Source organism: Streptomyces sp. NPDC004284 (assembly GCF_042874035.1).
Classification (GTDB): Bacteria; Actinomycetota; Actinomycetes; order Streptomycetales; family Streptomycetaceae; genus Streptomyces.
The window spans coordinates 482,032-506,787 of record NZ_JBIAMJ010000001.1 but is presented as its reverse complement, the minus strand read 5'-3'; the positions used below and the strand labels follow the sequence as shown (position 1 = coordinate 506,787).

Below are 24,756 nucleotides of genomic sequence, written 5' to 3'. Positions count from 1 at the left end.
GGCACGGGAAGAACACGTGCGGCCGGCCGGGGCGACATGGCGCGCCCCGGCCGGCTCACGGCACCCGCACGGCCGTACGGTGTCCAATATCCAATGTTCGTATATCGGATCCAATTCCGCGGGGTTGCCTGCGAGTTACGGCTCCTGGGGCCCCTCGGGCTCCTCCGGCGGCACGACCTGCTTTTCCTCCGCGAAGTGGCAGGCCGAGTCGTGCTTCGCGGGGCTGTCCGTGAGGCGGAAGACGGCCGGGACGGCGAGGAGCGGGACTTCGAGGGTGCAGCGCTCCTGGGCCTTCCAGCAGCGGGTGCGGAAGCGGCAGCCGGAGGGGATGTTCGCCGGGGAGGGGACGTCGCCGGCGAGGAGGATCCGCTCGCGGTGCTCGCGCGCCTCGGGGTCGGGGACGGGGACGGCGGAGAGCAGCGCCTGCGTGTAGGGGTGCGTCGGGTGGTCGTAGATCTGGGCGTCGGTGCCGATCTCGACGATCCGGCCGAGGTACATGACGCCGACGCGGTCGGAGATGTGCCGGACGATCGACAGGTCGTGGGCGATGAAGACGTACGAGAGGGAGAACTCGGACTGGAGGCTGTCGAGGAGGTTGACGACCTGTGCCTGGACGGAGACGTCGAGCGCGGAGACCGGCTCGTCGGCGACGATGATCTCGGGCTGGAGGGCGAGGCCGCGGGCGATGCCGATGCGCTGGCGCTGGCCGCCGGAGAACTGGTGCGGATAGCGGTTGATGTACTCGGGGTTGAGGCCGACGACGTCCAGGAGGTCCTGGACCTTGCGGCGCCGGTCGCCCTTGGGCGCGACCTCGGGGTGGATCTCGTACGGCTCGCCGATGATGTCGCCGACGGTCATGCGCGGGTTCAGCGAGGTGTACGGGTCCTGGAAGACCATCTGGATGTTGCGGCGGACGGACTTGAGCGCGCGCGGGGAGAGCTTGGTGATGTCCTCGCCCTTGTAGCGGATGGTCCCGGAGGTCGGCCTCTCCAGGTTGACCAGCATCTTCGCGACCGTCGACTTGCCGCAGCCGGACTCGCCGACGATGCCGAGGGTCTCGCCGGTCACGAGGTCGAAGTCGACGCCGTCGACGGCCTTGACGGCGCCGACCTGCTTCTTGAAGAGGATGCCCCGGGTCAGCGGGTAGTGCTTGTGGAGGTCCCGGACTTCGAGAATCGCCTCAGCCATGGAGGCACTCCTTCCAGAAGTGGCAGGCGCTGGCGCGCGGCACCGGGGACTCGGTCACGTCGTACAGCGGGGGTTCGTCGGTCCGGCAGACGGCCTGGGCCATGGGGCAGCGCGGGTTGAAGGCGCAGCCGGACGGGATGGCGAGCAGGTTGGGCGGCAGGCCCTTGATCGCGTAGAGCTCCTGGCCCTTCTGGTCGAGGCGCGGGATCGAGTCCAGGAGGCCGCGGGTGTAGGGGTGGGCGGGCGCCTTGTAGATCTCGTGGACGGGAGCCTGTTCGACGATCCGGCCCGCGTACATGACGGCGATCTTGTCGGCGACGTCGGCGACGACGCCGAGGTCGTGGGTGATGAGGATGAGGCCCATGTTGAGCTCGCGCTGGAGCTCGGCGAGGAGGTCCATGACCTGGGCCTGGACGGTGACGTCGAGGGCGGTGGTCGGCTCGTCCGCGATGATCAGTTCGGGTTCGAGGGCGAGCGCCATCGCGATCATGATGCGCTGGCGCATGCCGCCGGAGAACTGGTGGGGGTACTGGCCGACGCGTTCCTTGGCGGCGGGGATGCGGACCCGGTCCATCAGCTCGACGGCCTTGGCCTTGGAGTCCTTGCGCGACATGCCCTTGTGGACCTGGAACATCTCGCCGAGCTGGTCGCCGACGCTGATGACGGGGTTGAGGGAGGACAGCGCGTCCTGGAAGATCATCGCCATCTTGGCGCCGCGGATCCTGCGCCGTTCCTCCTCCTTCAGCTTGAGGAGGTCCTGGCCCTGGAAGAGGATCTCGCCGCCGCTGATCTTCCCGGGCGGGATGTCGAGGATGCCCATGACGGCCTGGGCGGTGACGGACTTGCCGGAGCCGGACTCGCCGAGCACGGCGAGGGTCTCCCCCGCGTCGACGGAGTAGTTGACCCCGTTGACCGCCTTGGCCACCCCGTCCCGGGTGTGGAACTCGACGTGCAGGTCCTTCACTTCGAGCAGCATGGGCGGCTACCTCAGCTTCGGGTCGAGGGCGTCGCGCACCGCGTCGCCGAGCATGATGAACGCGAGCACGGTGATGGCGAGCGCTCCGGCCGGCCAGAGCAGCATGTGGGGAGCGTTGCGGATGTACTGCGACGCCGAGGAGATGTCGATGCCCCAGGAGACGGTCGGCGGCTTCAGCCCGACGCCGAGGTACGACAGGGTCGCTTCGAGCGCGATGTACGTGCCGAGGGCGATGGTGGCGACGACGATCACGGGGGCGACGGCGTTCGGCGTGATGTGCCGGAGCATCATCCGGGAGTTGGAGGCGCCGAGCGCGCGGGCGGCCTGGACGTAGTCGTTCTGTTTGGCGGTGATCACCGAGCCGCGCGCGATGCGGGAGATCTGCGGCCAGCCGAGCAGCACCATGAAGCCGATGACGGGCCAGATGGTGGCGCTGGTGACCACGGACAGGAGCACGAGGCCGCCGAGGACGACGGGGATGGCGAAGAAGACGTCGGTGAGGCGGGAGAGGACGCCGTCCCAGCCGCCGCCGAAGAAGCCGGCGAGGCCGCCGAGGACGCTGCCGAGGATCGCGACGCCGAGGGTGGCGAGGACGCCGACGGTCACGGACGTCCGGGCGCCGTAGACGGTGCGGGTGTAGACGTCGCAGCCCTGGCCGTTGAAGCCGAAGGGGTGGCCGGGCTGTGAGCCTTCCTGCGCCTTGGACAGGTCGCAGGCGAGCGGGTCTCCGGAGGCGATCAGCTGGGGCCAGATGGAGATGACCACCAGGAAGAGGATGACGAGCGCGGAGATGATGAAGATCGGGTTGCGGCGCAGGTCGTGCCAGGCGTCGGACCACAGGGAGCGGGGCTTCTTGTCGGCGCCGGTTCCTTCGGGACCGCCCGGCGTCTTCTCCAGGGTCTCGGCCTCCTGGGTGCCGAGATCGGCCGCGCCCCCGGCTCCGGTGGATGCGATGGCGCGCCCTTCTTCTCCGTACGACTCAAGGGGTTCAAGCGGCTCAGGCATAGCGAATCCTCGGGTCAAGGACGGCGTACAGGAGGTCGACCAGGAGGTTGGCCAGCAGGAACACCAGGACGAGGATGGTCACGAAGCCGACGACGGTCTGGGTGTTCTGGCGGACGATGCCCTGGTAGAGCTGGTAGCCGACGCCGTGGATGTTGAAGATCCGTTCGGTGACGATGGCGCCGCCCATGAGCGCGCCGATGTCGGCGCCGATGAAGGTCACCACGGGGATGAGGCTGTTGCGCAGCAGGTGCCGGGTGACGACCCGGCGGCGGGGCAGGCCCTTGGCGACGGCGGTGCGGACGTAGTCGGCGCGCTTGTTCTCGGCGATGGAGGTCCGGGTGAGCCGGGTGACGTACGCGAGCGAGACGGACGCGAGGACGATGCCGGGGACGATCAGTTCGTTGAAGGGCGCCTCGGGTGAGACCACCGGTTCGATCCAGCCCCATTCGACGCCCAGGAGCAGCTGGAGCAGCAGGCCGGTGACGAAGGTGGGGATGGAGAGGACGACCAGGGTCAGCAGCAGGACGCCGGTGTCGACGGGCCGGCCGCGCTTGAGGCCGGTGATGACGCCCAGGGTGATGCCGATGACGATCTCGATGAGGATCGCGACGATGGTGAGCCGGATGGTGACCGGGAAGGCGTCGGCCATCAGCTCGGTGACGGGCTGGCCGTTGAAGGCGGTGCCGAAGTCGCCGGTGAAGACGTTGCCCATGTAGGTCAGGTATTGCTGCCAGACCGGCTTGTCGAGGCCGTACTCCTTCTTCAGCTGGGCGGCGGTCGCCGGGTCGCAGGCGCGGTCGCCGCAGAGGCCGGCGATGGGATCGCCCATCACGTTCACCATCAGGAAGATCAACAGCGTGGCACCGAAGAAGACCGGGATCATCTGCAGCAGCCGCCGGATCACGTATCGACCCACGGAAAGCCTCCAGGGTGGGTTGCGGGACGGCGTACGGCCCGGCGCGGGGGTCCGCGGCCCGGGCCGTACACCGCCGAACTGCTACGAGGTCACTTGACCTTGATCTGGTCGTAGACCGGGACGCTGAAGGGGTTCAGGGTCACGTTCTCCACCTTGTCCGAGTAGCCGGCGCTGCCGTTCTGGTACCAGAGCGGGATGGCGCCCATGTCGTCGCGGAGGACTCCCTCGGCCTGCTGGAAGAGCCCGACGGCCTTCGCGGTGTCGGCCTCGGCGTTGGCCTGGTTGACCAGCTTGTCGAACTCGGGGTTGGAGTACTTGCCGTCGTTGGAGGAGGCGTTGGTGTAGTACAGCGGCTGGAGGAAGTTCTGGATGAGCGGGTAGTCCATCTGCCAGCCGGCGCGGAACGGCCCGGTCATCTTCGACTGGGTGACCTGGTTGCGGTAGTCGGCGAAGGTGCCGATCGGGTTGCCGACGCAGGCCTTGTTGTTGCCGAGCGCGTTGTTGATGGAGTTGCAGACGGCGTCCACCCACTCCTTGTGGGAGCCGGTGTCGGCGTTGTACGAGATCTTCATCGTGCCGCCGGGGATGCCGCCGCCCTCGGCGACGAGCTTCTTGGCCTGGGCGGCGTCGTACTTGCAGAAGTCGCCGCAGACGTCCTTGAAGCCGCCCTCCGAGCCGAGCACCGGGGAGGTCCAGTCGACGGCGGGGGTGCGGGTCTTCTGGAAGATCGTCTCGGTGATCTGCTGGCGGTTGATCGCCATGGACAGGCCCTGCCGGAGCTTCTCCTGGCCCGGCTTGTTCCACGCGGGGTCGTAGAACGGGAAGGAGAGGGTCTGGATGATGCCGGCGGGGACGTTGATGTACCGGCCGCCGAGGTCGGCCTGGACGTTCTTGAGCTGGGAGGCGGGCACGTCGTCGACGAGGTCGAGGTTGCCGGCCGTCAGGTCCGTGTAGGCGGTGTTGTTGTCGGTGTAGACCTTGAGGTCGATGCCGCCGTTCTGGGCCTTGTCGGGACCGGGGTAGGCGTCCCACTTCCGCAGGGACATCTGGGAGCCCTTGGAGTAGGAGTCGACGGTGTACGGGCCGTTGCCGATGGGCTTCGAGAGCCAGGCGGCGTGGTCGCTGTAGAAGACCTGGGGAAGCGGCGAGAAGGCCGCGTAGCCGAGGGTGATGGGCCAGGTGGAGAACTTCTGGGTGAGCTTGACCGTGAAGGTCTGGGGGCCGGTCACCTTGAGGCCGGACATGGTCTCGGCGGTGGGTGTGCCCTTCTCGGGGTGGACCTGGTCGTAGCCCTCGATCTGGCCGAAGAAGTACGCGTTCTTCTGGTTGTTCTTCAGGTGGGCGCCGTAGTTCCAGGCGTCGACGAAGGACTTCGCGGTGACCTTCTCGCCGTTGGAGAAGGTCCAGCCGTCCTTGACCGTGACGGTGAAGTTCTGCGAGTCCGTGGTCTCGATCTTCTCGGCGAGCATGTTCTTGGCCTCGCCGGTCTTCGGGTCGTACTGCTTGAGCCCGCGGAAGATCATGGACAGGACCTTGCCGCCCTGGACCTCGTTGGTGTTGGCGGGCTCCAGCGGGTTCTGCGGGTCACCCCACGAGGAACTCACGATGCCGTTGGCCCCTCCGCCACCACCGCTGTCGCCGCCACCACCACAGGCCGTCGCCGCGAGGGCGACGGCGGTGGCCAGTGCGGCCCACTTGGCGTGTGTGGCTCCGCGCATGGAGTGCCTCCCGTATGTCCCTAGTCTTACTTAGGCCCCAATATCACCCGATATTGACGGGGGTGCACTTTTATGGCACCCGGACGGACGCCGCCATGACGAAGGGCGCCCCCGTTCCGTACGTACGGAACGGGGGCGCCCTTCTGCGCTCGGTGCGTCAGCTCACCGGGACGACCTGCTTCTCCTCGGCGAAGTGGCACGCCGAGAAGTGGGCGGCCGGGCTGTCCTCACCCTGGAAGCGCTGCGGGATCGCGAGGACCGGCGCCTCCTGGGAGCACTTCTCCTGCGCCTTCCAGCAGCGGGTGCGGAAGCTGCAGCCCGACGGCGGGTTGGCCGGCGAGGGGACGTCACCGGTGAGGATGATCCGCTCGCGGTGCGCGCGGGCCTCCGGGTCCGGCACCGGCACCGCGGAGAGCAGCGCCTGCGTGTACGGGTGCGTCGGGTGCTCGTAGATCTGCTCGTCCGTACCGATCTCGGCCATCTTGCCGAGGTACATGACGCCGACGCGGTCCGAGATGTGCCGGACGATCGACAGGTCGTGCGCGATGAAGATGTAGGAGAGGTTGAACTCGTCCTGGAGCTTCCCCATCAGGTTGATGACCTGCGCCTGGACGGAGACGTCCAGGGCCGAGACCGGCTCGTCGCAGATGATGATCTCCGGGTTGAGCGCGAGGCCGCGGGCGATGCCGATGCGCTGGCGCTGACCGCCGGAGAACTGGTGCGGGTACCGGTTGATGTACTCCGGGTTCAGACCGACGACGTCGAGCAGCTCCTGCACCTTGCGGCGCCGGTCGCCCTTCGGGGCCACCTCGGGGTGGATGTCGAAGGGCTCGCCGATGATGTCGCCGACCGTCATGCGCGGGTTCAGCGAGGTGTACGGGTCCTGGAAGACCATCTGGATGTTGCGGCGGACGGCCTTCAGCGCGCGCCCGGACAGCTTGGTGATGTCCTGGCCCTTGTAGAAGACCTCGCCGGCGGTGGCCCGCTCCAGGTTCATCAGGAGCTTGGCGACCGTGGACTTGCCACAGCCGGACTCGCCCACGATGCCGAGGGTCTCGCCCTGGAAGAGGTCGAAGGAGACCCCGTCCACGGCCTTGACCGCGCCGACCTGCTTCTTGAAGAGGATGCCCTGCGTCAGCGGGAAGTGCTTCTGCAGGTTGCGCACCTGGAGGATCGGCTCGCCGGCGGCCACGGGGGCCTCGATGGCGGCGGCCACGGCCTCTTCGTTGTTGCTGAGGTCAGCCATGGATCGTCTCCTTCCAGAAGTGGCAGGCGCTCTTACGGCCCGGGAGATCCGAGCCGTCCTGCTCGGTGACCGGCACCAGGGCCGGGATCTCCGTGCGGCAGATGTCGTCGGCCTTGGGGCAGCGCGGGTTGAAGGCGCAGCCGGTGGGCACCTTGAGCAGGTTGGGCGGCAGGCCCTTGATCGCGTAGAGCTCCTGGCCCTTCTGGTCCAGGCGCGGGATCGAGTCCAGGAGGCCGCGGGTGTACGGGTGGGCCGGGCGCTTGTACAGCTCGTGCACCGGCGCCTGCTCGACGATCCGGCCGGCGTACATCACGGCGATCTTGTCCGCGACGTCGGCGACGACGCCGAGGTCGTGGGTGATCAGGATCAGGCCCATGTTGTATTCCTGCTGGAGCTCCGCGAGGAGGTCCATGACCTGGGCCTGGACGGTCACGTCGAGAGCCGTGGTGGGCTCGTCGGCGATGATCAGGTCCGGCTCCAGGGCGAGCGCCATGGCGATCATGATGCGCTGGCGCATGCCGCCGGAGAACTGGTGGGGGTAGTCGTCGACCCGGGCCTTGGCGGCGGGGATCTTGACCTTGTCCATCAGCTCGATGGCCTTGACCTTGGCGTCCTTCTTGGACATGCCGTGGTGCACCCGGAACATCTCGCCGAGCTGGTAGCCGACGTTGAGGACCGGGTTGAGGGAGGACAGCGCGTCCTGGAAGATCATCGCGATCTTCCGGCCGCGGATCTTCCGGCGGTCCTCCTCGGACATCTTCAGCATGTCCTCGCCGCGGAACAGGATCTCGCCCTGCGGGATCTTGCCGGGAGGCATGTCGAGGATGCCCATGATGGCCTGGGCGGTGACGGACTTGCCGGAGCCGGACTCGCCGAGGACGGCGAGGGTCTCGCCGGCGTTCACCGAGTAGTTGACGCCGTTGACCGCCTTGGCCACACCGTCACGGGTGTGGAACTCGACGTGCAGGTCCTTGACTTCGAGCAGCGGACCGGTGTGGTCGCCGCCGCGCGGCGCCGGGACGGCCGCGGTCTTGTCGATGATGCTCATCTGTTACGCCCTCCTCAGCGCAGCTTGGGGTCGAGGGCGTTGCGGACGGCTTCGCCGAGCATGATGAACGCCAGAACGGTGAGGCTCAGCATGATCGAGGGCCAGAGCAGGACGTGCGGGGCCACTCGGATCTGGGCGACGCCCGCGGAGATGTCGACACCCCACGAGACGGTCGGGGCGGCGAGGCCGAGTCCCAGGAAGGACAGGGTCGCCTCGGCCGAGATGTAGCCGCCGAGCGCGATGGTCGCGACGACGATCACGGGGGCCATGGCGTTCGGCAGGATGTGCTTGAACAGGATCCGGACCGTGCCGGCACCGAGGGCCTTCGCCGCGTGGACGTAGTCGGCCTGCTTGACCGTGATCACGGCACCGCGCATGACGCGGGTGATCTGGGTCCAGCCGAGGAACGCGAGGGCGAAGACGACGACCAGGACGGTCCGCTCGGTGAAGGACTGCAGGACGACCATGGCGCCGAGCAGGAACGGGATGCCGAAGAAGATGTCGGTGATCCGGGAGACGATCGTGTCGACCCAGCCGCCGAAGTAACCGGCGATCATGCCCGTGATGCCGCCGACGATCGTGACGATCGCGGTGACCGCGATGCCGACGGTGACGGAGGCGCGGGTGCCGTGGATCAGTCGGGCGTAGACGGAGCGGCCCTGCTGGTCGTAGCCCAGCCACTCGGCCGAGCCGACCTTGCCCAGCTCCGGCTTGCTCAGGAAGTGGTGGACCAGGTCACCGGCGGTCGGGGACGCGCTGGTGAAGAGGGTCGGCCACACCGAGATCAGCAGCAGCAGCGCGATCAGCGCCGACGAGACGATGAAGTACGGGTTGCGGCGGAGGTCGACCCAGGCGTCGCCCCAGAGGCTGCGGGCCTTCTCCGGCTTGGCGACCGGTGCGGACGCGTCCACCGAGGGGGTGGCGACGGCGTCCTCGACGGCGGTAGCGGTCTTGGTCACGTCAGGCATACCGGATCCTCGGGTCCAGGACCGCGTACAGCAGGTCGATGAGCAGGCTGGTGACGAGGTAGACGATCACCAGGATGGTGACGAGGCCCACCAGGGTCGAACCTTCGCGCCGGGAGATCGAGTCGGCGATGACGCCGCCGATTCCGTGGATGTTGAAGATCGCCTCGGTGACGACCGCGCCGCCCATGAGGGCGCCGATGTCGGTGCCGAGGAAGGTGACCACGGGGATCATCGAGTTGCGCATCAGGTGGACGCCGATGACGCGGCGGCGCGGCAGGCCCTTGGCGACGGCCGTGCGCATGTAGTCGGCGCGCAGGTTCTCCGCCATGGAGGTACGCGTGAGGCGCGCCACATAGGCAAGGGAGAGTCCGCCGAGCACGATGGCCGGGGCGATCATCTCGCTCAGGACCGGCTCGGTGCTGACGTTCGGGGCGATCCAGCCCAGGTTGAAGGCGAACACCATCTTGATGATGTAGCCGAGGACGAAGACCGGGATCGAGATGATCAGCAGCGTGAAGATCAGGATCAGGTTGTCGGCGAGACGGCCGGCGCGCAGGCCACCGATGATGCCGAGACCGATGCCGAAGATCAGCTCGATGGCGAACGCCAGGGCGGCAAGCTGGAGGGTGATGGGGAACGCGTCGCCCAGCACCTCGGTGACCGGTCGTCCGTTGCGGATCTGGGTACCGAAGTCCAGGTGCAGGATCATGTCCCGCATGTAGAAGAGATACTGCTGCCATTCCGGCTTGTCGAGGCCGAGTTCATGGCGCTTCGCGGCGAGCGTCGCCGGGTCGGCGCCCTTGTCGCCGAACATGGCAAGCACGGGGTCACCGGGCAGAAGATGCACCATGGCGAAGATCAGCAGGGTCGTCCCGAGGAAAACCGGGATCATCTGGAGCAGTCGTCGTGCGACATAACGCCCCATCATGCCTCCGTTGAGATGTGACAGCGCAACCGACGGGCCCTCCCCCGACAGCATGCCCGGATCCGGGCATGCTGATGTCGTGGAAGGGCCCCCCAGCCGCTGCGTAAGGCACCGAGACGGGACTGACGATCCGTCAGTCCCGTGACGGCGTGCGGACTACGCTTGGGTGATTACTTCTTGACCTCGACGCCGGTCAGGATCGGGTCGCCGTCCTGGCCGTAGGCGACACCCGAAACCTTCTCGGAGAAGCCCGCGTTGACCTTGTAGTACCAGAGCGGGATGGACGGCATGTAGTTCTTGAGGTCCTTCTCGATCGCCTGGTAGGCCTTGACGGACTCGTCAAGGGTCTTGGCGGAGTCGGCCTTCGCGATCTTGGCGTCCAGCTCCTTGTTGGAGAAGTCGCCCTGGTTGCCGCCGGCACCCGTACGGAACAGGTCCGAGATGAAGTTGGCGTTCACCGGGTAGTCGAGCACCCAGCCGGAGCGGTAGAGCGACTTGACCTGCTTCGTCTTACGAGCGGTCAGGTCGGCCTGGAAGTCCGGCTTGCCGTCGCCGACGCACTGGACGCTGGTGGCCTGCTGGATGGAGTTGCAGACAGCGTCCACCCACTCCTTGTGGCCACCGTCGGCGTTGTACTGGATCGAGATCTTGTTGCCCGGGACGCCGCCGCCGGCCTTGATGAGGGCCTTGGCCTGAGCCGGGTCGTACTTGGTGACGCCGTTGCCGCCGTCCTCCTGGAAGCCCAGGACGCCCTTGGCGACCCAGCCGGTCGCGGGCTCACGCGTGCCGTTCAGCACCGTCTTGGTGATGGTGGCGCGGTCGATCGCCATGGACAGACCCTGGATGACGCGCGGGTCGACCTGCTTCGGCTTCTTCCACTGGTCGGCGTAGAAGGCGACGGCGATGGTCTGGATCGCGGAGTACGCCTGGTCCACGGCGCGGTCGCCGAGGTCCTGACGGTAGACCGGGAGGTCCTTCGGCGCGATCTGACGCAGGACGTCGACGTTGCCGGACTTCAGGTCCTCGTACGCGGCCTCGAGGGTGGTGTAGTTCTTGAAGACCACACCGCCGTTCTTCGCCTTGTTCGGGCCCTTGTAGCCGTCGTAGCGGGTGATCTCGATCTTCTTCTTGTGGTCCCACGACTTGAACTTGTAGGGACCGTTGCCGACCGGGGCCTGGCCGCGGGTCTTGGCGTCCAGCTTGTAGAAGGACTCCGGGAGCGGCGCGAAGACGATGTACGCGAGCTTGTGGCCGAAGTACGGGACGGACTTCGAGAGCTCGATCGTGAAGGTGTTCTCGTCGACGACCTTCAGACCCTCGAGCTTGTCGGCGGTCTGCTTGGCGCCCTCGGCGTCCGGGTGGACCTTGTCGTAGCCCTTGATGTCCGCGAACCAGGACGAGAGGCCCTGGGCGTTCTTCAGGCTGGCGTTCCAGTTCCACGCGTCCACGTAGGACTTGGAGGTGACGGGGGTGCCGTCGTGGAAGGTCCAGCCCGGCTTGAGCTTGACGGTCCAGGTCTTCGAGTCCGTCGTGGTGACCGACTCGGCGTTGACCATCGTCAGCGAACCGTCGGCCTTGTAGTCGACCAGGGTCGAGAACAGGCCGGCCATGACGGCGGAGCCGTTGGACTCCATCGTGTCGCCGGTGAGCAGGGGCTTCTCAGGCTCGCCCAGCTCGATGGAGAAGATTCCGTTCGGGTCAACAGCCTTGGCGTCGCTGCCGCCGTCGCTCTTACCCCCGCCACAGGCGGTCGCAGCAAGGGCGACGATGATCGCGCCCGTTACCCACTTGGCGCTCTTGGCACCGCGCATGGGTTCCTCCTCATGAGTCCACTTTGTCACTACAAGAGGGGCACTTCGAGTTTCGCCGACACCCCTGACGGCTTTGGACTCAAGTGCCCCGAGTGTGCTCGTGAGTCGGCACTCCCCACAGTGCGTGACCCATTGACCCGAGCTCAATGGAGCCAACTATTAAGTACGTCCGGGCTGTAAACCACACTTAAGTGGTCTCGTTTTGACAACATCGCCGGGGCCCCGGAGACCGAAATCCGGACAAACTGAGCACAGACAGACACCCGCGAAACGGACCGTTAACACACGTACCGGAGAGCGATCGCCGATATGCGGACACTCGGGCCCCGAAATGGATTTGACGAAACTTGACGAAAAGCCCGGGCCCCCACAGCGTCTGTGGGGGCCCGGGCTCCGGTGCTGACGTCGCGTCAGCCGAGAGCGGCGAAGATCACAGGACCGTGATCTACCCCGCCGTCAGCGGCCGTATGCGACCTTACTCAGCCGTTCTTGGCGCGGGAAGCGGAACGACCGCGCTCCTTCTGGTCCAGGACGACCTTGCGGATGCGCACGGCCTCCGGGGTGACCTCGACGCACTCGTCGTCGCGGCAGAACTCCAGGGACTGCTCCAGGGAGAGCTTCCGCGGCGGGACGATCGCCTCGAAGGAGTCGGCGGAGGAGGAGCGCATGTTGGTGAGCTTCTTCTCCTTGGTGATGTTCACGTCCATGTCGTCGGAGCGGGAGTTCTCGCCGACGATCATGCCCTCGTACACCTCGGTGCCGGGGTCGGTGAACAGGACGCCGCGCTCCTGGAGGTTGGTCATCGCGAAGGCGGTGACCGCACCGGCGCGGTCGGCGACCAGCGAGCCGTTGTTACGGGTCGTCAGCTGGCCGAACCACGGCTCGTGGCCCTCGTGGATCGAGTGGGCGATGCCCGTGCCGCGGGTGTTGGTGAGGAACTCCGTACGGAAGCCGATGAGGCCACGGGACGGAACGACGAACTCCATGCGGACCCAGCCGGAGCCGTGGTTCGACATGTTGTCCATGCGGCCCTTGCGGACACCCATGAGCTGCGTGACCGCGCCCATGTGCTCCTCGGGGACGTCGACCGTGAGGCGCTCGACGGGCTCGTGGACCTTGCCGTCGACCTCCTTGGTGACGACCTGCGGCTTGCCGATGGTGAGCTCGAAGCCCTCGCGGCGCATCTGCTCGACCAGGATGGCGAGCGCGAGCTCACCACGGCCCTGGACCTCCCAGGCGTCCGGACGCTCGGTGTCGAGGACGCGGAGCGAGACGTTGCCGATGAGCTCGCGGTCCAGACGGTCCTTGACCTGGCGGGCGGTGACCTTGCGGTCCTTGACGGCCGCCTTCGCGTCGGCGCCCTTGCCGGTGCCACCGCGGCCGACGAGCGGCGAGGTGTTGGTGCCGATGGTCATGGAGATGGCCGGCTGGTCGACCGTGATCAGCGGAAGCGCGATCGGGTTCTCCGGGTCGGCCAGGGTCTCGCCGATCATGATGTCGGGGATACCGGCGACGGCGCAGATGTCACCGGGGCCGGCGACCTCGGCCGGCTTGCGGGTGAGCGCCTCGGTCATCATCAGCTCGGTGATGCGGACGTTGGAGATCGTGCCGTCCCGCTTGATCCACGCGACCGTCTGGCCCTTGCGCAGCTCGCCCTGCTCGACGCGGAGCAGCGCGATGCGGCCGAGGAAGTTGTCGGCGTCGAGGTTGGTGACGTGCGCCTGGAGCGGCGCCTCCTCGTCGTACGACGGGGCCGGGACGTGCTCCAGGATGGTGGAGAAGAAGGGCTCCAGGTTCTCGGAGTCCTGCGGGACCGTGCCGTCGGCCGGCTTGGTCAGCGAGGCGATGCCGTCGCGGCCGCAGGCGTAGACGATCGGGAACTCGATCTGGTCCTCGTCGGCGTCCAGGTCCAGGAAGAGGTCGTAGGTCTCGTTGACGACCTCGTCGATCCGGGAGTCCGGGCGGTCCGTCTTGTTGATGCAGAGGATGACGGGCTTGCGCTGCTGGAGGGCCTTGCGCAGCACGAAGCGGGTCTGCGGGAGCGGACCCTCGGAGGCGTCCACCAGGAGGACGACGGCGTCGACCATCGACAGACCGCGCTCGACCTCGCCACCGAAGTCGGCGTGGCCGGGGGTGTCGATGATGTTGATCGTGATCGGGGCCCCGCCGTCCTTGGGGTGATACTTCACCGCCGTGTTCTTGGCGAGGATCGTGATGCCCTTCTCACGCTCCAGGTCGTTCGAGTCCATCATGCGGTCGTCGAGCTGCTGGTGGGCGGCGAAGGCACCGGCCTGCTTGAGCATGGCGTCGACGATGGTCGTCTTGCCGTGGTCGACGTGGGCGACGATGGCGACGTTGCGGATGTCGTGGCGCGTGGGCATGGGTGGCTTGCGCTTCTCTCGGATCGTGGGAATCGGCGTCAGTTCCTCTTACGCCCGCCGGGCGGACGCGCCACGGCTATGTCCTATGGTACGGGGCTGCCGCGCAAGGGGCTTCCCCGGAGGGATCCGAGAGGGTCTACTGGGAGGTTTCAGGGTGTGGGGAAGATCATGCGGGCCGGGTCAAGGGGCCGTCGCGATCCTGCCCGCCGGGGTCACCGGCGGGCAAGGAAATTGAGCTGCTTCTGAGGTTGTGACCTGCGCTTTCAGTGGTTCCGCTCGGTACCCTTGGTCGTTTCGGGCTTCTTGAACCCGATGTCCTGGTAGCGGGGCGCGGCGAGGCCCCAGGCGCCGGCGTTCACGAGGTCGGCCCGGGCGGCGACGAGCTGCGGGCGCTGGTAGAGGGGGATGGAGCCGGCCGCGGCCCAGATCCGGGCGTCGGCCTGGCGCACGAGCTCGTGGGCCTCCTCCTCGTCGAGCGTCCCCGCCGCCTGATCGAACAGCTGGTCGATGCGGTCGGTGCCGACCCGGGAGTAGTTCTGCTCGACCAGGAGCGAGCCGTCCGAGGCCGGCTCGGGCTTGGCGAAGATCGGCCGGGCGTCGGTCGCCGGGAAGGCGGAGGCCGGCCAGGAGTAGAGGGCCAGGTCGTAGTCGCCCGAGGCGATGTGGTCCTTGAAGAAGCTGTCGTCGGAGACCTTGGTGACCTCGGTGCGGATGCCCACGGCGTCGAGCATCCGGACGATCCGGTCCCCGACCGACCGCAGCGACTCCGAGCCCGGCCCGGACGGCAGGACGAAGCGGAGGCTGAGCGCCTTGCCGTCCTTGCCGAGGGCCTGGGCCTGGGCGGCGTCGGGGGCCGTCACGGGGGCGGCGGTGCCGCGCGGGGCGTAGGCCCCGGCCACGCCCCGGTCCGGCCGGGCGGCGTGGGCGCCGGTGTCGAGCGCCTCGGCGCGGGCGAGGAGGGCGGCGCTCTGGCGGACGGCGGCGGGGGGAAGGGCGTCGGCGCCGTGGTCGGGGCCGTTCGCGCCGACGGTGGCGGGGCGGTCGCCGGGCTTGTCGTCGCCGACGATGTAGAGGCCCTCGTCGGAGGCGGTGTCGTCGCCCTTCTTCTTGGCGTCGGAGGAGTCCCCGGACTTCTTGGCCTTCTCCTTCTCCTTCTCCTTCTCCGCGGCCTTCTTCTCCGCCTCGCTGCCCGCCTTGGTGCCGGCGGGCTTGCGGAGCGCGCCGCCGGGGACCCAGCCGGCGTCGGCGAGGAGCGCCCGCGCCTCCTTGGTGTCCTGGCCGCCGAGCGCGTCGCTGCTGTCCGCGTAGGCCGCCTGGCCGGCGAGGGCGAGGTGGCTGCCGGGGGGACGGGCGGGGAGGCCGAGGGGCTTGAGCACGGATTCGGCCAGCTCCTGGCGGTTGATGGCGCGGGCCACCGCGCGCCGCACCCGCTCGTCGGCCAGCGGGCCGGACTCGCCGTTCAGCGAGAGCTGGGTGTAGGCGGGCTCCAGGGACTTGCGGACCACGTACTTCGCCAGGGCTTCCTGGGCGCTCGCGTACGCGGCGACGGCCTCCTGGTTCTTCTTGCGGGCGGCGGTGACCTCGGCCGCCTTCTCGTCGTCGGAGCCGTGGGCGAGGGCCCAGGACTTCAGGGCCTTGGAGGGGGTGATCGCGGAGCCGGGGCCGTGGGCGAGGGCGGCCTGCGCGCCGCTGCGTCCGGCCCGGGCGTCGCGGAGGGCGAGGGCGATCCGCTCGGCCGCGGGCCGGTCGATCTCGGCCAGGTCGAGGTCGCCGGCGGCGAGGGCGGCGGCCCGGTCGGCCCGGGGGACGGCCTTGAGGACGAGGCTGTCGAGCTTGGCCTGCTGTCCCCACCAGCGGGGGTTGCGGGTGAGGGTGACGTCGCCGCTCTTCCGGTCGACCGCCTTGAGCAGGAACGGTCCTGCAGTGGCCTTGAGGGTGGTGCGCGCCCCGTCGTTGAAGGAGCTCGGGGAGCCCATCACCTGCTTGGGGTAGAGGGGGGTGAAGAGGGACTGCCAGTCGGCGTACGGCTTGGCGAAGGTGACCCGGACCTCCAGGTCGTTCTTGCCCCGCTCGATCTTCTCGATCCGCTCGTAGCCGGAGTTGCGGGCGGTCCAGTACGCGGTGTCGCGGCCGCTCAGCGCGCGCCACTGGGCCACGAAGTCGGCGGCCCCGATCTCGCGTCCGTCGCTCCACACCGCCTGCTGGTTGAGCTTGTAGAGGACGACCTGCTTGGGCTCGGTCTCGATGACCTGGGCGGACTCCAGGTAGTCGGGGTTCATCCTGGGCCGGCCCCGCTCGTCCATCGTGTAGAGGGCGGGGAGCACGGCTCCGGCGATGCGCGAGGTGGTGCCGTCGGCGTCGGCCTGGAAGGCGTTGAGCGTGGTGGGCAGCGCGTCGACGGCCCAGCGGAGGGTGCCCCCGTCGGCGACCTTGTCCCGTGCCGCGGGCGCGTTGTCCTGGGCCGCGGCCGGGGTCTCGTCGGCCTCGTCGCCGGAGCTGCACCCGGCGAGGACGGTGACGGCGAGGACCGCGCTGGTCAGGGCCGCGACGGAGCGGAGCGTGCGGGCGCGGGGGCTCCTGGAGCATGTCCCCCCGCGAGGGGCGCCGATCTGGGACATGACTTGTACCCCTTCGTCCAGATTTATTCCATTTGGAGATGATCAGACCTATTGCTCATACACTGAAAAGCACGGACCGGATGCGGCCACGGCGACACGGCGGCGCGACCGGCAAACCCCACTCGTGCGGCCCAACCGCTCGTGCACACGGCTTCCCAAGCGGGATGTGACGCGCGACACTCACGAAGGTGAGGGCAACCATGTCCGTTCAGGACGACCTGGCGGCCGTCAAGCGCCGCCTGCAGGACCTGGAACACACGGTCGAAGAGCTGGAACGCCGCGTCGGGACGGAGCGCGGCGCGTCTCCCACGCCGGCCACCGGCCGTGCGGAGAGCATGGTGACCATCCCCGACGCCCCGTACGACGCCGGAATGTGGACCGACGTCGACGACGAGGGCCTGGGAGCCCGCGACCACCACGCACCGTAGAGCCGTAGCGCCGAGGAGGCTCTGTTGGCCACAGGTACGGAACCCCCGACGAGTCACGGGGCGGCGACGGGGGTGCGCTCCCCGGGGCGCGCCGCCATCGCCGCCCGCCATCTGCGCACCGACCGCTGGTGGCTCTCCCCCGCCGCCACCGCCGCCGGACTGCTCGCCTTCGTCGCGTACTCGACGTGGCGGGCCTTCGCGAACGCCCACTACTACGCCGCCCCCTACGTCTCCCCGTTCTACTCGCCCTGCCTCGCGGAGAACTGCGTCCCCATGCGGGGCGGCCCGAACTGGGCGCTCTTCGGCAGCTGGTGGGTCCTCTCCCCCGCCCTGCTGATCCTGGTCTTCCCGCTGGGGTTCCGGCTGACCTGCTACTACTACCGCAAGGCGTACTACCGGGGGTTCTGGGCGGCTCCCCCGGCCTGCGCGGTGGCCGAACCCCACCGCACGTACACCGGCGAGACCCGCTTCCCGCTGCTCCTGCAGAACCTCCACCGGTACTTCTTCTACGCGGCGGTGCCGGTCGCCGGCATCCTCACGTACGACACCGCGCTGACCTTCCGGGACGAGCACGACGACTGGGGCCACGCCGGGCTCGGGACGCTGATCTTCCTCGTGAACATCGTCCTCATCTGGTCGTACACCCTCTCCTGCCACTCCTGCCGGCACATCGTCGGCGGCCGTCTGCGGCACTTCTCGAAGCACCCCGTCCGCTACCGGCTGTGGACCTGGGTGGGGCGCCTGAACCGGCGTCACATGCAACTCGCCTGGGCGTCGCTGATCAGCGTCGCCGTCTGCGACCTGTACGTGTACCTGCTCGCCACCGGCGCCTTCGACGACCCGAGGTTCTTCTGACATGAGTCCTGTGAGCTCCGTGGAACGGCAGCGGTGGGACGTGGTCGTGGTCGGCGCGGGCGGCGCCGGGCTGCGGGCCGCGATCGAGGCGCGCCGGGCCGGCGCGCGCACCGCCGTCATCTGCAAGTCCCTCTTCGGCAAGGCGCACACGGTGATGGCCGAGGGCGGCATCGCCGCCTCCATGGCGAACGCCAACGAGCACGACGACTGGAAGACGCACTTCCGGGACACCATGCGCGGCGGGAAGTTCCTCAACCAGTGGCGGATGGCCGAACTGCACGCCCAGGAGGCGCCCGAGCGGGTCTGGGAGCTGGAGACCTGGGGGGCGCTCTTCGACCGGACGCCGGACGGCCGGATCTCCCAGCGGAACTTCGGCGGCCACGAATACCCACGGCTCGCGCACGTCGGCGACCGCACCGGTCTCGAACTCCTGCGGACCCTCCAGCAGAAGGTGGTCGGGCTCCAGCAGGAGGACCACCGGGAGACCGGTGACCACGAGGCGCGCCTGAAGGTCTTCCAGGAGTTCACCGTCACCCGGATCCTCAAGGACGGTGACGGCCGCGTCTCCGGGGTCTTCTGCTACGAGCGGGAGAGCGGGCGCTTCCTCGTCCTGGAGGCGTCCGCGGTCGTCCTCGCGACCGGCGGCATCGGCAAGTCCTTCAAGGTGACCTCGAACTCCTGGGAGTACACGGGCGACGGCCAGGCGCTCGCCCTGCTCGCCGGGGCGCCCCTGGTGAACATGGAGTTCGTGCAGTTCCACCCCACCGGCATGGTCTGGCCGCCGTCGGTGAAGGGGATCCTCGTCACCGAGTCCGTACGCGGTGACGGCGGGGTCCTGCGGAACTCCGAGGGCCGGCGCTTCATGTTCGACTACGTCCCCGAGGTCTTCAAGGAGAAGTACGCCGAGTCGGAGGAGGAGGGCGACCGCTGGTACGAGGACCCGGAGAACAACCGGCGCCCGCCCGAGCTGCTGCCGCGCGACGAGGTGGCGCGGGCCATCAACGCCGAGGTGAAGGCGGGGCGCGGCTCCCCGCACGGCGGGGTGTTCCTGGACGTGTCGACCCGGATGCCGGCCGAGACGATCCGGCGGCGGCTGCCCTCGATGTACCACCAGTTCAAGGAGCTGGCGGACGTCGACATCACGGCCGAGGCGATGGAGGTCGGGCCGACCTGCCACTACGTGATGGGCGGTGTCGCCGTCGACTCGGAGACGGCGGCCACGGTCGGGGTGCCCGGGCTCTTCGCGGCCGGTGAGGTCGCGGGCGGGATGCACGGCTCGAACCGGCTCGGCGGGAACTCCCTGTCCGACCTGCTGGTCTTCGGGCGGCGGGCCGGTCTGCACGCCGCGGAGTACGCGAGGGCGGGGGCCGGCGGCCGGGTCTCCGAGGACGACGTGGCCGCCGCGCGGGCGGAGGCGCTCGCCCCGTTCGAGCCCGTCTCCGCGGGGCCCCCGGAGAACCCGTACACGCTCCACCAGGAGCTCCAGCAGACCATGAACGACCTCGTCGGGATCATCCGGCGGGAGAGCGAGATGGCCGAGGCCCTGGAGCGGATCGCCGCCCTGCGGGAGCGGGCCGGGCGGATCGTGGTCGAGGGGCACCGGCAGTTCAACCCCGGCTGGCACCTCGCCCTCGACCTGCGGAACATGCTCCTGGTCGGCGAGTGCGTGGCCCGGGCCGCGCTGGAGCGCACCGAGTCCCGGGGCGGGCACACCCGCGAGGACCGGCCGGCGATGGAGCGGTCCTGGCGGCCGGTGAACCTGCTGTGCCGGGCCGGGGACGGCGGGGTCGCCCTGGAACGGGTGCGGACCGAGCCCATCAGGCCCGATCTGCTCGCGCTCTTCGACAAGGAGGAGCTGGCGAAGTACCTGGCGGAGGAGGAGCTGGACGCATGAGCACGTATCAGGCCCGCTTCCGGATCTGGCGGGGCGACACCGACGGCGGGGAGCTCACCGACTACGCCGTGGAGGTGCACGACGGCGAGGTGGTCCTCGACATCGTCCACCGGCTCCAGGCCACCCAGGCCCCCGACCTGGCCGTGCGCTGGAACTGCAAGGCGGGCAAGTGCGGGTCGTGCTCGGCCGAGGTCAACGGCCGGCCCCGGCTGATGTGCATGACCCGGATGTCGGTCTTCGCACGCGACGAGGTCGTCACCATCACCCCGATGCGGGCCTTCCCCGTCGTCCGCGACCTCGTCACGGACGTCTCCTTCAACTACGTGAAGGCCCGGGAGGTCCCGGCGTTCGTCCCGCCCGCCGCGCTCGGCCCCGGCGAGTACCGGATGAAGCAGGAGGACGTGGACCGCTCCCAGGAGTTCAGGAAGTGCATCGAGTGCTTCCTGTGCCAGGACACCTGCCACGTGGTGCGCGACCACGAGGAGAACAAGGCGGCCTTCGCCGGGCCCCGCTTCCTCATGCGGGTCGCGGAGCTCGACATGCACCCCCTGGACGCGGCGGAGGAGGTGGGGCTCGACCGGCGGAAGACCGCGCAGGAGGAGCACGGCCTCGGCTACTGCAACATCACCAAGTGCTGTACGGAGGTGTGCCCGGAGTCCATCCGGATCACCGACAACGCCCTGATCCCGCTGAAGGAGCGCGTCGTGGACCGGAAGTACGACCCGCTCGTCTGGCTCGGGAAGACGATCCGGCGGCGCAGGGACTGAGGTCAGAGCCAGCCGGCGCGGTAGGCCGCCCAGTCCCCCTCCTCGGCCGCGAAGTCGACGTACAGGGCGAGGCCGAATCTCCTGCGGCCGGGGTCGGTGCGGCCGAGGCCGAGCCGCGCGCCCTCGACGGCCGCGGCGACCGTCTCCGCGTTCTCGTGGTGGCCGAGGTCGTCCTCGTGGAAGAAGGGGAGGCCGATGAGCAGGTCGGTGGTCTCGGGGGTCGCTTCGAGGGCGAGGGCCGTCTGCTGGGCGACGTACCCGCCGTACAGGCTCTCCAGCGGCATCCAGGTGTCGTACGACATGACGGCGATCTGGTCGACGCGCCGGGCGACCTCGCCGAAGAACTCCTGCGACCACCACTTCTCGCTGCCGTTGGCGCTGACCGCGCCCAGCACCGTGTGGGCGCCCGGCAGCGGGTCGATCTGGTGGGCGGCCACCGAGAGCGGGACCTTGCGGGCCCGGGTCAGCCCGCCGAGGTCGTCGAGGAGGGAGAGGTAGTCCCGGTCGTCGGAGTGCAGCGGCTCCAGGTCGAAGTGGACCCCGTCGAAGCCGGCGTCGAGGATCCGGCGGGCCGAGCCCACGACGGCCCGGCGGGATCCGGCGTCCTCCAGGCGCAGGCCCACGGGCCCCTCCGTGGCCAGGACGTCGCCGAGCCAGGCCTGGACCCGTATCCCGGGCATCGCCCGGTGCACCCCGTCGATCAGCCACCTGGCCCGGGGGTACTTCGCCGCCGACAGGGTGCCGTCGTGCTCCAGGGGTCCGGCGTGCACGTACAGGTCGCGTATCCCGCTGCCCTTGAGGCGCGCGGCGAGGGCCGCCAGGTCGGCGTCCTTCTTCCGTCCGTCGACCCAGGCGTGCCCGATCCAGAAGGCGTCCTTGCCGCGGCTCTTCGCGTCGTCCCTGAGGTCGCCCGTGTAGCTGACCCACAGGGCCAGGGCGCCGAAGAGCGGGGGTACGACGAGCAGGAGGACCAGTCCGAGGACCCACCAGCGCCCCCGCCTCCACACACGCCTCAGCCGTCCGTCCACCCGTACCCCCCCAAGAGCCGTCGTGTCACTGGAACCACCGTAGCGGTGGTCACTGACAGTGACGATCGGGCGAGAGGGGCGGTTTCCGGCGACACAGGCCCGGTCGCGGGGGAACATACACGGACATAGCCTCCCTTCTGTGACGCGAAGAGACACCCGAGCCCTTCTCGCGGTGCTGGTGGCGGCGTGGTGGCTCCTCGTGCCCGCCGTACACGGTGCCCACGCCGACGACCCCGTCACCCTGTCCGGGAACGGGCAGATCACCGACCGGGTCGGCGCGCTCGGCGACCGCCGCGCCTCCGTGGTCCAGGCCCTCGACCGGCTCTACGACGCCCGGCGCGTCCAGCTCTTCGTCGTCTACGTACGGGACTTCTCCGGGCGCTCGGGCCAGAGCTGGGCCGACGCCACCGCCGAGCGCAACGGGCTCGGCGTCGACGACGTCCTGCTCGCCGTCGCCACCCACGACCGGCGGTACGGCTACTCGGCCGACCCCGGCTCCCGCCTCACCCAGGCGCAGCTCGACGAGGTCGCGCGGACCGCGATCGAACCGGCCCTGCGGCAGAACGACTGGGCGGGCGCCGCCATCGGCGCGGCGAACGGCTACGACGCCGTCCTCGCGGGGCGGCCCGTCCCCGCCCCGACCCTCACCCCCGGCCCCGCCGATCCCGGCGCCGCGACCGACGGCGGCACCTCGGCGACCGACCTCGTCCTGCCCCTGGTGCTCGTCGGCGGCGCGGGGGCCGTGGCGGCGTACGCGTACGCCAAACGGCGGCGACGGACCGAGACCCGCACCACCCCCGGGGGCAGGCAGGGCTGGGGCCCGCCGAAGGAGGACGCGCCGCCGTCCCTGGAGCAGCTCGACGGGGAGGCCCGGCGGACGCTGGTCGCCACCGACGACGCCGTCCGCACCAGCAAGGAGGAACTCGGCTTCGCCTCGGCCCAGTTCGGCGAGGAGGCGGTACGCCCCTTCACCGAGGCGGTCGACTTCGCCGGGGAGCAGCTGACGGCCTCCTTCCGGCTGCGGCAGAAGCTCGACGACTCCTTCCCGGAGGACGACGCGACCCGCCGGAGCATGCTGGAGGAGATCCTCCGCCGCTGCGCCGGGGCGAACGCCCGTCTCGACGCCGAGGCGGAGGACTTCGACCGGCTCCGGGCCCTGGAGCGCACGGCCCCGGAGGCGCTGGCCGCGGTGGAGGCGGCGTTCCGGGAGCAGACCGGGCGGATCGGGACGGGCGAGGCGACGCTGACCGCGATGCGCGAGCGGTACGCGGAGACGGCGGCCGCCCCCGTCGCCGGGGACGTCGAGCAGGCGAAGGACCGGCTCGTGTTCGCGACGACCCACGTCGACCAGGCCCGCCGGCGGATCGACTCCGGCGACAACGGCGGGGCCGCCGTGCACATCCGGGCCGCCGAGGGCGCCGTGGACCAGGCGGCCCGGCTGATCGAGGCGGTGGACCGGCGGGCGCGGGAGCTGGCCGAGGCCGTGGGGAAGCTGCCGGGCGCGCTCGCGGAGACGGACGCGGACCTGGCGGAGGCCCGCGGGCTGCTGAAGGGGACCGCCGAGGGGGTGTCCACGGCCGGTCTCCAGGGCCGGATCGCGCGTGCCGACGCGGTGATCGCCGAGGTGCGGCGCGGTGTGGACGCCGGGCGGTACGACCCGATCGAGGCCCTGCGCCGGGTCGAGGAGGCCGACGTGGCGCTCGACGAGGCCCTGGAGGGGGCGCGGGAGCGCGAGTCGGGTGTGCGGCGCGCGCGGGTGTTCCTCGACCAGGTGATGCTGACGGCCCGTTCGGCGATCGGGGCGGCCTCCGACTACATCACGACGCACCGGGGCGCGGTGGGCAGCGAGGCCCGTACGCGTCTCGCCGAGGCCCGGCGCCGCTGGGAGAAGGCGCGGGCGCTCGCCGACGGCGGCGATCCGCAGGCGGCCCTGGCGGAGGCCCAGCAGGCGGACGCGCTGGCACGGCGCGCCCAGGACCTCGCCGAGCAGGACGTCCGCACGTACGGGAATCCGAACGGCCTGGGCGGTGTGACGGGGGCGGGCGGAAGCGGTGGCGGCGGGCTCGGCGGCGCGGTGCTCGGCGGCATCGTCCTCGGCGGGCTGTTCGGCGGGGAGAGGGGCGGCGGGGGAAGGGGCGGCGGCCACGGCGGTTTCGGGGGCGGAGGTTTCGGCGGCGGGCCCGGCAGCTTCGGCGGCAGCGGCACGCGCGGCCGGCTGGGCGGCGGAGGCCGTTTCTGAGTTCCCCCTGATCCCCAAGGAGCAGTGCATGAGCAGCAAGCAGACCGTTCTCGGCCGGGTCACCCAGCTGGCGAAGGCGAACATCCACGCCCTCCTCGACCAGGCGGAGGATCCGCAGAAGATGCTGGACCAGCTGATCCGCGACTACGCCGACAACATCGCGGAGGCGGAGGAGGCCGTGGCGGCGACCATCGGCGACCTCCGGCTGATGGAGGCGGACCACCAGGAGGACGTGGCGGCGGCGCACGAGTGGGGCGGCAAGGCGCTGGCCGCGAGCCGGAAGGCGGACGAGCTGCGGGCCGGCGGGCAGACGGCGGAGGCGGACCGTTTCGACAACCTGGCGAAGGTGGCGCTGGGCCGTCAGCTGCAGTCGGAGAAGGAGGCGGAGACCGCCGAACCGACGATCGCCGCCCAGACCGAGGTCGTGCAGAAGCTCAGGACCGGCCTGGACCAGATGAAGGCGAAGCTGGGCGAGCTGAAGGCGAAGCGCGACGAGCTGGTCGCCCGCGCGAAGTCGGCCCAGGCGCAGAACCGGATGACGGACGCCGTGCGCAGCGTCGACGTGCTCGATCCGACGAGCGAGCTGAGCCGCTTCGAGGACAAGGTGCGCCGGGAGGAGGCGAAGGCCCTGGGCAGGCAGGAGCTCGCCGCCTCCTCGCTGGACGCCCAGTTCGAGCAGCTGGACGCGCTCGGCGACAGCGCCGAGATCGAGGCCCGGCTGGCCGCGCTCAAGGGCTGACGCCTT

Annotated in this window: 19 protein-coding genes; 6 read left to right on the top strand and 13 right to left on the bottom strand. The window is 69.6% G+C overall.

Annotation, left to right across the window (positions count from 1 at the left end; all coding sequences use genetic code 11):
- Positions 1 to 135: 135 nt before the first annotated feature.
- From ACFYUS_RS02360 to ACFYUS_RS02305, 12 genes are all read right to left on the bottom strand, one after another.
- On the bottom strand, positions 136 to 1,188 hold the full coding sequence (locus tag ACFYUS_RS02360) for an ABC transporter ATP-binding protein (RefSeq protein ID WP_388844694.1): 1,053 nt from the start codon (positions 1,186 to 1,188) through the stop codon (positions 136 to 138).
- On the bottom strand, positions 1,181 to 2,164 hold the full coding sequence (locus ACFYUS_RS02355) for an ABC transporter ATP-binding protein (RefSeq protein WP_388844692.1): 984 nt from the start codon (positions 2,162 to 2,164) through the stop codon (positions 1,181 to 1,183). The genes ACFYUS_RS02360 and ACFYUS_RS02355 overlap by 8 nt, the downstream gene beginning before the upstream one ends.
- 6 nt (positions 2,165 to 2,170) lie before the next feature.
- On the bottom strand, positions 2,171 to 3,169 hold the full coding sequence (locus ACFYUS_RS02350) for an ABC transporter permease (RefSeq protein WP_388844690.1): 999 nt from the start codon (positions 3,167 to 3,169) through the stop codon (positions 2,171 to 2,173).
- Positions 3,162 to 4,085, bottom strand: a complete 924-nt coding sequence (locus ACFYUS_RS02345) for an ABC transporter permease (RefSeq protein ID WP_388844688.1) — start codon at positions 4,083 to 4,085, stop codon at positions 3,162 to 3,164. Before ACFYUS_RS02345 ends, ACFYUS_RS02350 begins: the two co-directional genes overlap by 8 nt.
- An 89-nt stretch (positions 4,086 to 4,174) precedes the next feature.
- Positions 4,175 to 5,803: an ABC transporter substrate-binding protein gene (locus tag ACFYUS_RS02340; protein ID WP_388844687.1), complete on the bottom strand. Its 1,629-nt coding sequence runs from the start codon at positions 5,801 to 5,803 to the stop codon at positions 4,175 to 4,177.
- A gap of 157 nt (positions 5,804 to 5,960) precedes the next feature.
- Positions 5,961 to 7,049, bottom strand: coding sequence for an ABC transporter ATP-binding protein (locus ACFYUS_RS02335; protein WP_388844685.1), 1,089 nt, complete (start codon positions 7,047 to 7,049; stop codon positions 5,961 to 5,963).
- Positions 7,042 to 8,097, bottom strand: a complete 1,056-nt coding sequence (locus tag ACFYUS_RS02330; RefSeq protein WP_388844683.1) for an ABC transporter ATP-binding protein — start codon at positions 8,095 to 8,097, stop codon at positions 7,042 to 7,044. Before ACFYUS_RS02330 ends, ACFYUS_RS02335 begins: the two co-directional genes overlap by 8 nt.
- Before the next feature lie 14 nt (positions 8,098 to 8,111).
- Positions 8,112 to 9,065 (bottom strand): ABC transporter permease, encoded by a 954-nt coding sequence (locus ACFYUS_RS02325; protein ID WP_388844682.1) that lies wholly within the window; start codon positions 9,063 to 9,065, stop codon positions 8,112 to 8,114.
- Positions 9,058 to 9,990: an ABC transporter permease gene (locus ACFYUS_RS02320; protein ID WP_388845965.1), complete on the bottom strand. Its 933-nt coding sequence runs from the start codon at positions 9,988 to 9,990 to the stop codon at positions 9,058 to 9,060. The genes ACFYUS_RS02325 and ACFYUS_RS02320 overlap by 8 nt, the downstream gene beginning before the upstream one ends.
- Positions 9,991 to 10,160: 170 nt before the next feature.
- Positions 10,161 to 11,801, bottom strand: a complete 1,641-nt coding sequence (locus ACFYUS_RS02315; RefSeq protein ID WP_388844680.1) for an ABC transporter substrate-binding protein — start codon at positions 11,799 to 11,801, stop codon at positions 10,161 to 10,163.
- Positions 11,802 to 12,280: 479 nt separating this feature from the next.
- Entirely contained in the window at positions 12,281 to 14,182 is a 1,902-nt protein-coding gene (typA, locus tag ACFYUS_RS02310) for a translational GTPase TypA (protein ID WP_388844678.1), read from the bottom strand.
- Between the two features lie 263 nt (positions 14,183 to 14,445).
- Positions 14,446 to 16,800, bottom strand: a complete 2,355-nt coding sequence (locus tag ACFYUS_RS02305) for an ABC transporter family substrate-binding protein (RefSeq protein ID WP_388844677.1) — start codon at positions 16,798 to 16,800, stop codon at positions 14,446 to 14,448.
- 200 nt (positions 16,801 to 17,000) lie between these two features.
- Here ACFYUS_RS02305 and ACFYUS_RS02300 point away from each other — a divergent pair, with 200 nt between their 5' ends.
- The 4 genes from ACFYUS_RS02300 to ACFYUS_RS02285 are packed head-to-tail and all read left to right on the top strand — an operon-like array spanning position 17,001 to position 20,744.
- Positions 17,001 to 17,228: a hypothetical protein gene (locus ACFYUS_RS02300; protein ID WP_388844675.1), complete on the top strand. Its 228-nt coding sequence runs from the start codon at positions 17,001 to 17,003 to the stop codon at positions 17,226 to 17,228.
- Between the two features lie 24 nt (positions 17,229 to 17,252).
- Positions 17,253 to 18,083: a hypothetical protein gene (locus tag ACFYUS_RS02295; RefSeq protein ID WP_388844673.1), complete on the top strand. Its 831-nt coding sequence runs from the start codon at positions 17,253 to 17,255 to the stop codon at positions 18,081 to 18,083.
- A 10-nt stretch (positions 18,084 to 18,093) separates the two neighbouring features.
- Entirely contained in the window at positions 18,094 to 19,977 is a 1,884-nt protein-coding gene (locus ACFYUS_RS02290; protein WP_388845962.1) for a fumarate reductase/succinate dehydrogenase flavoprotein subunit, read from the top strand.
- Entirely contained in the window at positions 19,974 to 20,744 is a 771-nt protein-coding gene (locus tag ACFYUS_RS02285) for a succinate dehydrogenase/fumarate reductase iron-sulfur subunit (RefSeq protein WP_388844672.1), read from the top strand. Before ACFYUS_RS02290 ends, ACFYUS_RS02285 begins: the two co-directional genes overlap by 4 nt.
- A 2-nt stretch (positions 20,745 to 20,746) precedes the next feature.
- On the opposite strand, the gene ACFYUS_RS02280 is transcribed toward ACFYUS_RS02285, so the two are convergent.
- Positions 20,747 to 21,889 (bottom strand): hypothetical protein, encoded by a 1,143-nt coding sequence (locus ACFYUS_RS02280; RefSeq protein WP_388844670.1) that lies wholly within the window; start codon positions 21,887 to 21,889, stop codon positions 20,747 to 20,749.
- Positions 21,890 to 21,911: 22 nt separating this feature from the next.
- On the opposite strand from ACFYUS_RS02280, the gene ACFYUS_RS02275 reads away from it, so the two are divergent.
- Complete coding sequence (locus ACFYUS_RS02275; RefSeq protein ID WP_388844668.1) at positions 21,912 to 24,011, top strand: TPM domain-containing protein; 2,100 nt, start codon at positions 21,912 to 21,914, stop codon at positions 24,009 to 24,011.
- Positions 24,012 to 24,039: 28 nt separating this feature from the next.
- Positions 24,040 to 24,750 (top strand): PspA/IM30 family protein, encoded by a 711-nt coding sequence (locus tag ACFYUS_RS02270; protein ID WP_388844666.1) that lies wholly within the window; start codon positions 24,040 to 24,042, stop codon positions 24,748 to 24,750.
- Positions 24,751 to 24,756 lie beyond the last annotated feature (6 nt).

Coding starts and splice junctions, on each gene's coding strand:
- ACFYUS_RS02300 (WP_388844675.1), top strand. CDS start 17,001: ATGTCCGTTCAGGACGACCTGGCGGCCGTCAAGCGCCGCCTGCAGGAC.
- typA (WP_388844678.1), bottom strand. CDS start 14,182: ATGCCCACGCGCCACGACATCCGCAACGTCGCCATCGTCGCCCACGTC.
- ACFYUS_RS02335 (WP_388844685.1), bottom strand. CDS start 7,049: ATGGCTGACCTCAGCAACAACGAAGAGGCCGTGGCCGCCGCCATCGAG.
- ACFYUS_RS02305 (WP_388844677.1), bottom strand. CDS start 16,800: ATGTCCCAGATCGGCGCCCCTCGCGGGGGGACATGCTCCAGGAGCCCC.
- ACFYUS_RS02330 (WP_388844683.1), bottom strand. CDS start 8,097: ATGAGCATCATCGACAAGACCGCGGCCGTCCCGGCGCCGCGCGGCGGC.
- ACFYUS_RS02350 (WP_388844690.1), bottom strand. CDS start 3,169: ATGCCTGAGCCGCTTGAACCCCTTGAGTCGTACGGAGAAGAAGGGCGC.
- ACFYUS_RS02320 (WP_388845965.1), bottom strand. CDS start 9,990: ATGGGGCGTTATGTCGCACGACGACTGCTCCAGATGATCCCGGTTTTC.
- ACFYUS_RS02340 (WP_388844687.1), bottom strand. CDS start 5,803: ATGCGCGGAGCCACACACGCCAAGTGGGCCGCACTGGCCACCGCCGTC.
- ACFYUS_RS02325 (WP_388844682.1), bottom strand. CDS start 9,065: ATGCCTGACGTGACCAAGACCGCTACCGCCGTCGAGGACGCCGTCGCC.
- ACFYUS_RS02285 (WP_388844672.1), top strand. CDS start 19,974: ATGAGCACGTATCAGGCCCGCTTCCGGATCTGGCGGGGCGACACCGAC.
- ACFYUS_RS02360 (WP_388844694.1), bottom strand. CDS start 1,188: ATGGCTGAGGCGATTCTCGAAGTCCGGGACCTCCACAAGCACTACCCG.
- ACFYUS_RS02280 (WP_388844670.1), bottom strand. CDS start 21,889: ATGTTCCCCCGCGACCGGGCCTGTGTCGCCGGAAACCGCCCCTCTCGC.
- ACFYUS_RS02270 (WP_388844666.1), top strand. CDS start 24,040: ATGAGCAGCAAGCAGACCGTTCTCGGCCGGGTCACCCAGCTGGCGAAG.
- ACFYUS_RS02315 (WP_388844680.1), bottom strand. CDS start 11,801: ATGCGCGGTGCCAAGAGCGCCAAGTGGGTAACGGGCGCGATCATCGTC.
- ACFYUS_RS02355 (WP_388844692.1), bottom strand. CDS start 2,164: ATGCTGCTCGAAGTGAAGGACCTGCACGTCGAGTTCCACACCCGGGAC.